Annotated in this window: 8 protein-coding genes; 6 read left to right on the top strand and 2 right to left on the bottom strand. The window is 40.5% G+C overall.

Going from position 1 to position 7,540, the window contains the following annotated elements; translation table 11 throughout:
* Positions 1 to 154 precede the first annotated feature (154 nt).
* Positions 155 to 550 carry a GNAT family N-acetyltransferase gene (locus tag HDC92_RS24745; protein WP_183877556.1) on the bottom strand — a complete coding sequence of 132 codons (396 nt, stop codon included), beginning with the start codon at positions 548 to 550 and terminating at the stop codon, positions 155 to 157.
* A 10-nt stretch (positions 551 to 560) separates the two neighbouring features.
* A complete protein-coding gene (locus HDC92_RS24740) occupies positions 561 to 998 on the bottom strand; it encodes a carboxymuconolactone decarboxylase family protein (protein WP_183877555.1) in 438 nt (145 codons plus the stop codon).
* A gap of 32 nt (positions 999 to 1,030) precedes the next feature.
* Between HDC92_RS24740 and HDC92_RS24735 the strand changes: the two genes are divergently transcribed.
* The 6 genes from HDC92_RS24735 (at position 1,031) to HDC92_RS24710 (ending at position 7,503) form a co-directional block, all read left to right on the top strand.
* Complete coding sequence (locus HDC92_RS24735) at positions 1,031 to 2,572, top strand: PLP-dependent aminotransferase family protein (protein ID WP_183877554.1); 1,542 nt, start codon at positions 1,031 to 1,033, stop codon at positions 2,570 to 2,572.
* A gap of 22 nt (positions 2,573 to 2,594) precedes the next feature.
* Positions 2,595 to 3,569, top strand: a complete 975-nt coding sequence (locus HDC92_RS24730) for an aldo/keto reductase (protein ID WP_183877553.1) — start codon at positions 2,595 to 2,597, stop codon at positions 3,567 to 3,569.
* A gap of 546 nt (positions 3,570 to 4,115) precedes the next feature.
* Positions 4,116 to 5,312, top strand: a complete 1,197-nt coding sequence (locus HDC92_RS24725) for a lanthionine synthetase C family protein (RefSeq protein ID WP_183877552.1) — start codon at positions 4,116 to 4,118, stop codon at positions 5,310 to 5,312.
* A 52-nt stretch (positions 5,313 to 5,364) separates the two neighbouring features.
* Positions 5,365 to 5,955 carry an RNA polymerase sigma factor gene (locus HDC92_RS24720; RefSeq protein WP_183877551.1) on the top strand — a complete coding sequence of 197 codons (591 nt, stop codon included), beginning with the start codon at positions 5,365 to 5,367 and terminating at the stop codon, positions 5,953 to 5,955.
* A 78-nt stretch (positions 5,956 to 6,033) separates the two neighbouring features.
* Positions 6,034 to 7,179 carry a FecR family protein gene (locus HDC92_RS24715; protein ID WP_183877550.1) on the top strand — a complete coding sequence of 382 codons (1,146 nt, stop codon included), beginning with the start codon at positions 6,034 to 6,036 and terminating at the stop codon, positions 7,177 to 7,179.
* A 180-nt stretch (positions 7,180 to 7,359) separates the two neighbouring features.
* Complete coding sequence (locus tag HDC92_RS24710) at positions 7,360 to 7,503, top strand: hypothetical protein (protein WP_183877549.1); 144 nt, start codon at positions 7,360 to 7,362, stop codon at positions 7,501 to 7,503.
* Positions 7,504 to 7,540: the final 37 nt, after the last annotated feature.

Genomic DNA, 7,540 nt, shown 5'->3' with positions numbered 1-7,540 from the left:
CTGATTTTCTCGAAGAATTTAAATCACTTATGCAAGCTAAACAAGCTTGACCGGAAATGCAATCACAGGATTTTTACTTGCAGACATGACTGTTCAAGTCCCTGATCCAATTTCTTGCAAATTCGGTCGGGTTCATCATTGTATATTTTTAAATTTAAATCTTTCTGTTGATGATAAAACCATTTTCTACTTTTTTAAACCCGGCAGCAGGGTAGTAGGAGAGCGCCGATGGAGCAGACAGCAGCAATAACATAGCCTGGTCGCTACACAGTTCATTAGTGAGTTCGATCAACTTTTTCCCTATTCCCTGCTTTTGATAAGCAGATCTTACAGCGAGATCTGACAAATAACAACAGTAAGAAAAATCAGTTAACGCCCTTGACACACCTACCAATATATTATCGTCCCAGGCCGTTACGATTAAGTTCGCATTTTCATACATGTTACGAATACGTTCTTCGTCTCCTACCGGGCGCTTTAAACCAGCATCTTTATAAAGGTCGATAACCATATCAATCTGCGGGACAATATTTGATTTGTATACTATCATAGCTTCTTTGTTATTCAGGTTCGCGACCGGTGGTTATACCAATCCTGTTCCATGCATTCATGGCGATTATCGCCATCATGACCTCTGTTAAGTATTTTTGACCCAGTACGGTTAGTGCTTCGTTATATACTTTGTCTGAAACTCCTTTTTGCGAAACCATTGTTATCTCTTCCAATAACGCCAGTATTACTCTTTCTTCTTCTGAAAAGAAAGGCGTATCCCGCCAAACGGAAAGTACGAAGATCCTTCTTGGATCCTCTCCATAACTTAATGCATCTTTGATATGTTTATCAATGCAGTAGGAGCAGCCGTTTAATTGAGAAACCCTGATCTTAATAAGTTCAGCATGGATCTTACTTAATGAGCTGCCGGCTAAATATTTTTCGAATCCTAACATTGTCTCAAATGCTTTAGGATCGACATCTTTTAGAAATTTCCTTTTGTTCATACGCTTTATTTTACCGCAAATATAATCGATATTTGGATGCTATAAATGTACCAGATTTAATTTTTATAGTAGTCCAGATGCTTCCATACCAGTCTTTAATTGCTATTGATCTTGATAATAAAAGGCCTCAATACCAACAAATTGTTGACCAGATTTTAAGTTGTATTAAAAATGGGAATTTACAACCAGGGTCTAAACTTCCAAGTTCCCGTGTTTTAGCTACCATGCTCAAAGTTCACCGGAAAACGGTGATCGCTGCTTACGATGAATTAATTAACCAGGGATGGATTGTTCCAAAGGCCCGAAGCGGCTATTTTATAAATTCTGAAATTGAAATACCTGAACAATCGGGGAACGATAAGGCTACAGAGCTGTTTCCGGATAAATTGCCAGTCTTGATCAATACAAAGTACGTAGCTGACAAAATGCAAGTTAGCTCATTATCTGACATACCGAATAGTTATATAGATGACGGACTTCCTGACGCCAGGATTGCTCCATTTAGCAACTTAATTAGAGAATTTAAGGCCCTTTGCCAAAGGGAGTATAAACTAAAAAAAGTTAATGCCGGCTCAATGGCAGATTCGACGAGATTAAGGGAAGCGCTTATTTCGCATTTGTCCAAATCTCGTGGTTTCCTGCCTAAAATTGATAATGTTCTGGTAACCAGTGGTGCTCAAATGGCGATTTATCTTGTGGGGCAGGCATTGATTAATCCTGGAGATATTGTTATAGTTGGGTTTCCTGGATATGGTCTGGCTAATTATAGTTTTCAAAACTGTAGTGCTAAAGTTGTGGATGTGCCGGTAGATAATGATGGGATTAATACAGATGAAATAGAGCTTGTTTGTAAAAAACATACGGTGAAGGCAATTTATGTTGTACCGCATCACCATTATCCGACCACTGCGACTTTAAGTCCTCAGCGAAGACTGAAGCTTATAAAAATGGCGGCTACCTACAATTTTCTAATTATAGAGGATGACTATGATTTTGATTACCACTACTCCTCGGCGCCACATTTGCCTATGGCAACTTATCCGCATGAAGGAAGGGTGGTTTATATCAGCAGTTTGTCCAAATCTTTTGCAGCCTCGATGAGGCTGGGATTTATTGTGGCAAGTAGCGATCTGATCTCTGCAATGGGGTCAGTGCGTAAGAATATAGACATAAGAGGTGATTTGCTGATGGAAGAGTCTGTCGCTGCTTTGTTTGAAAATGGTGAAATGGAGCGGCACCTGAGAAGGTCGGTTAACGTTTACAAAGAACGCAGAGATTTTCTATGCAGTGAGCTTGACAAAAACCTGAAACATGCGGTTTCTTATATAAAACCTGCAGGAGGGCTGGCTATTTGGTTGAAGATTGCGGACCAGTATAGGGTGGAGGTTTTGGTTGATGGTATTAAAAAAGAAGGTTTCAGTTTCAACCCGAAGGCTGTTTTTGGAGCTGAATATAATCTTAATCACCTGCGCCTAGGCTTTGCATCATTAAATCATCAGGAGATCGTTGACCTTGTACAAGCCATGAATTCTGCTTTAAAAAAGTACAATATAATAAAGATAATTAAAGATTGACTTTGTCAATAAACCATTGATAATGAAAAAGAGAAAATTAGGTAAAAACGGTTTGGAGGTTTCTTCAATTGGATTTGGGTGCATGGGCTTGAACTCTACTTATGGAAATGCAATAAGCAAAATGGATGCTATAGCGCTAATACGTTCTGCAGTAGAGAATGGTGTATCTTTTTTTGATACCGCCGAAGTGTATGGTCCTTTTACTAATGAAGAAATTGTAGGTGAGGCGCTATCACCTTTTAGAAACGAGGTGGTAATTGCTACCAAATTTGGGTTTGATATTAAAAACAATAAAATGGTTGGGGTAAATAGTCGTCCGGATCATATTCGTAAGGCTGTAGAAGCATCTTTAAAGCGCCTGAATACGGACGTTATTGACCTTTTGTACCAACACAGAGTCGATCCCAATGTTCCAGTTGAAGATGTGGCGGGTACTGTTAAGGACTTAATTACTGAGGGAAAAGTAAAGTATTTCGGTTTATCGGAAGCTAATTCTGTCACCATACGAAGGGCTAATGCAGTACAGGCGGTATCTGCATTGCAAAGTGAATATTCATTGTGGTGGCGAAACCCTGAAAAAGAAATTCTTCCTACTCTTGAAGAACTGGGAATAGGGTTGGTTCCTTATAGTCCTTTGGGCAGAGGTTTCCTTACTGGCAAGATTACCACTGAAACCAAATTTGAGCACGGTGATTTCAGAACTATGTTGCCCCGCTTTACCCCTGAGGCAATTGTAAAAAATCAATCGTTGGTTGAGTTGCTTAGTAACGTTGCCGCAGAAAACGGTGCGACGATTGCTCAGATTGCGCTTGCCTGGTTGCTGGTACAAAAGCCATGGGTTGTGCCTATACCAGGTACAACTAAGGTAAATCGTTTAATGGAAAATATTGGTGCTGTTGGTGTTAATCTTTCTGTTGCAGAAGTAAAAAAAATTGAACGTATTCAGATTGAAACGCCCCGATATCCCGAAGAACTGGATAGAATGACGGAGTTATAGTTTTACATTGGAGTGTTATATAAATTTATAGGCTGTCTGTGGTGACAGCCTATAAAAAATCTCCCAAAGGTAGCGATAGGTTAATTAAGCATTTCTACATTAACTCCGTTTGGATTGCCGCAAAAGAACCAAACTCCATAGTTTCCGAAAATAATACGTGTCCCATTTGTACTATCACTGTATCTTGCCGTGTGATTTCCATAATATTGGACCAGAAGTGTAGAATCTGTATTATCGGGATCAATTCTTGTACGAATACCGGAATAGTTAAATTGCCAGTCACAATCGCTTTGGCCAGCTTTTGTTACCTCAAGATATGATAGGTCATCGACACCATTCCCATCTGTTTTAGTCGCAGTTGACAATTGACATAGGTCAAAATCGAATATTAATTGGAAGTTTTAGTGCCAGGGTATTTATTAGCAGTTGAATGGTGCCAGAAGTATAGCAAATAACAGGTTATATCTATAATATAATGATTTTGGTGTAAATATTTATGTTATTGATTTTGATGGAAGTAGTTTCAAAGGCAAAATCTGATTTTTAATGCTGGAAGATAAAATTAAAGCAAGGCTAGATGAAATAGCGGCTACATTGACTCCTTTTGCTGATGCTAAGGACATAGGATTGGGCTTGTTTACGGGTAAACTAGGCTTGTCTTTATTCCTTGCTTATTATGCACAGTTTAAAAAATCGGAAGCCGATATGGATAACGCAGTGCAAATTGTGGAGCATATGTTCGATCAAACTTCTTTTAATGCAGAATATTACAATTTGTCGACCGGGTTTTCTGGCCTGGACTGGTTACTGGAGCATTACAACCATACCGGCATTTTAGAAGTGAATACAGATGAGGTGTTTGCCGGACATGATCAGGAACTGTATGAACGGATGATGGCTGAGCTGGCCAGATACCATTATGATTACATCAGTGGAGGATTGGGTATTTTTATGTATTTTCTGGCTAAAGCTCAAACGGAACAGACCAGGGCATGGCTGGCCAATGGGATGGATTTACTGGAAAAAATGAGTGTAAGTAAAAATGGATTGGTTAGCTGGTATGACTATGATATCCAAAATGCCAATGTAAACTTCGAACGGAAGAACCTGGGGCTTTCACATGGCATACCCGGTATACTTGCTGTTTTGGTAAGGGCATACGCTAAAGATGTCAGTCGGAAGAAAACCATGATGCTGATCCGGAGAACCGCTGATTATCTGCTTTCTCTTTATGATGAAAACTCTTCCGGAATTTCGATTTTCGCTCATTATGATATTGCTGGTAAAGCACCGGAGCTGAATTCCAGGCTGGCCTGGTGTTATGGTGATCTGGGGATTTGCCTGGCATTGACGCAGGCCAATACAGTATTAAAAGACGACAAAATTGAAGGGCTGATCAGAAGAAGCTTATCTCATGCAGTGAAACGTAGGGATAGTACAGAAACCTTGGTGCATGACAGTGCTTTATGCCATGGTGCAGCAGGAGCAGCGCACATTTTTCATCATTTTTATCGCAGGTACCTAAACCCTGATTTAAAAGCTGCGGCAGAATACTGGTATCAGGTGAGCCTGGACGAATACGCTTTTAAGGATGGTGCCGAAAGTTTTCAACGTGATGCTAACCTACCTACTTATGCCAATAGCATTGGCTTTCTGGAAGGTATTTCCGGAATCGGCCTGGCATATATCAGTTATTTAAAACCTGAGCTTTCCGGTTGGGATGAGATTTTGCTGATATCATAATTTTATATTGAATGATATTATGATTAATTTTAAGTTATCATAATGACAAAAGATGTCTGTCCTGCCTGAACCCCGAGAATCTGAATTACTGCAGCAATTAATTGCGGGAGATGGAAGTGCATTCCGTGCCTTATATGACAAATATAAAGGTCTATTGTATATTCATGCTTACCGCAAGCTGAAAAACAAGGAGGAGGCCAGGGATATTATCCAGGACATCTTTCTATCCATCTGGGAACGGCGGGAACGGCTTAATATCACGGAAAGCTTTTCAGCTTATTTATATAAATCTATCCGTTACAAAGTTATTGATCGAATAAATAAGAGAAATGATGCAGCCGCCTACCAGGAGCATTTCCAGGCTTTTTTAAATAGATACCTCACTGCTTCGGCCGACGATGCGGACCATCTGGTAAGGAAAAAGATACTTACCTCTATTATTGAGAAGGAGATTTCGCAGTTACCTCCAAAAATGCGTGCTGTATTTGAGCTTAGCCGGAAATCGGAACTGAGCCATAAGGAAATTGCTGAGCAGCTCAATCTTTCTGAACAAACTGTGCGAGCCCATGTAAAACATGCATTACAAATCCTCAGAACAAAATTGGGACTATTTCTTTTACTTAGCATTTTATTGCATAAATAAATATTTACTTTTTTCTTACCCTATACTTTCCTAAAGTCAGACTACAGTAGTAATTGAATAAACAAATCAATACTACTTATGGCAAAACGTCTCTTAACAGCAAAAGAACTCCTGGAGAAATATGAGCAAGGCACTTGCACAGAAGAAGAAGCCGCGCTTGTAATGCACTGGTATGAAACTTTACACCCGGAAAATTTTGATCTGCCCGAATCTGTGTTAGAAGAAGAACTGGATAAAGCATGGATGGTTATACAGTCCAGAAAACAGGTGAAACGCAAAATAAAGCTATGGAAACCCCTTGCGATTGCAGGAATTCTCCTGGTGATGTCTGGCATTGCCTGGTATTTTTATGAGGTACAGCAAAAATACAAACAAGAGCCACCGAAGATAATTACCGATGTAAGTCCGGGAGGCAACAGGGCTACGCTAAAGCTTGCCAGCGGTAAGGTTATTGAGTTGGACAGCATCGGCAATGGTATTATAGCCAATGAAAAAGGAATCACTATCAGCAAGGGAGCCAACGGCCAAATAGACTACAGTATTGAGAACAGTACAGACATAGGGGGTGGTTACAATACGATCACTACTCCTATAGGGGGAGTATATCAGCTGCGTTTGCCTGATGGCTCGAAAGTATGGCTAAACGCCGGATCAAGTCTTACATATGCTCCATCTTTAAATGGGCGTGGAGACGATAAGCGCCGTGTATCCTTGGCCGGTGAAGCCTACTTTGAGATATCAAAGGATAAGCAGCATCCCTTTATAGTAACTACACGTGACCAGGAGGTAGAGATATTGGGAACGCACTTCAACATCAATAGCTATAAAGAGGAATCGGCGATCAGGACCACACTTTTGGAAGGGTCTGTGCGCGTACATGCTTTATCAGGTGTAGCAAAAGCTGATAAGGTGCTAAGGCCGGGGGAGCAGGCCGTACTCACAAGCAATGGTATCAAAGTAATGCAGGCCGATACAGAGACTATAACCGCCTGGAAGGATGGCCTGTTCTTATTTAAAGATGCGGACGTGCCGACGATCATGCGACAATTGTCCCGCTGGTACAATGTGGAGGTGGAATACAACAGTACTGTTCCATCAAACCTGATCACCGGAGGCATAGAGCGGAATAACAATCTGACCACAGCCATGAAGATGCTGGAGCTGGTAGGTATTAAATATCAACTGGTACAGGTTGGCACTACCAAGAAGATAATCATCAACTAAGTGATAACTAACCAAATGTTTTACCAAACCCAAACTTATGAGATAGTACCATTAAAATTTAGGTTAATAATCCCCAAAAGAAAAAGCCGGACGTGTTGTTCAGAACACATCCGGCAATGCTGGGGTATTAATCAGTAAGCTTCTAACAGTATATCAATTAAACCCTAACAAATCAAAAGTATGCTGTGCCACGCACTAAACAAAAGAAAAAGTTTAAAAGCTTTTAAGGCGATGGAGGAAGGCCCTCCACGCGCGATGACAGACATCGCGAGTAAACCACTTACTGGTGCTGTATTTCGAAAGATTATGGTGCTGAACGAGTAAGCAAAAGGCGGGAGGGATACCCGTCAGGTAGGTAACT

It is taken from the genome of Pedobacter sp. AK017, assembly GCF_014200825.1.
Lineage (GTDB): Bacteria > Bacteroidota > Bacteroidia > Sphingobacteriales > Sphingobacteriaceae > Pedobacter > Pedobacter heparinus.
Note: the sequence above shows the minus strand (reverse complement) of the source record. Positions and strands in the feature narration are given on the sequence as shown.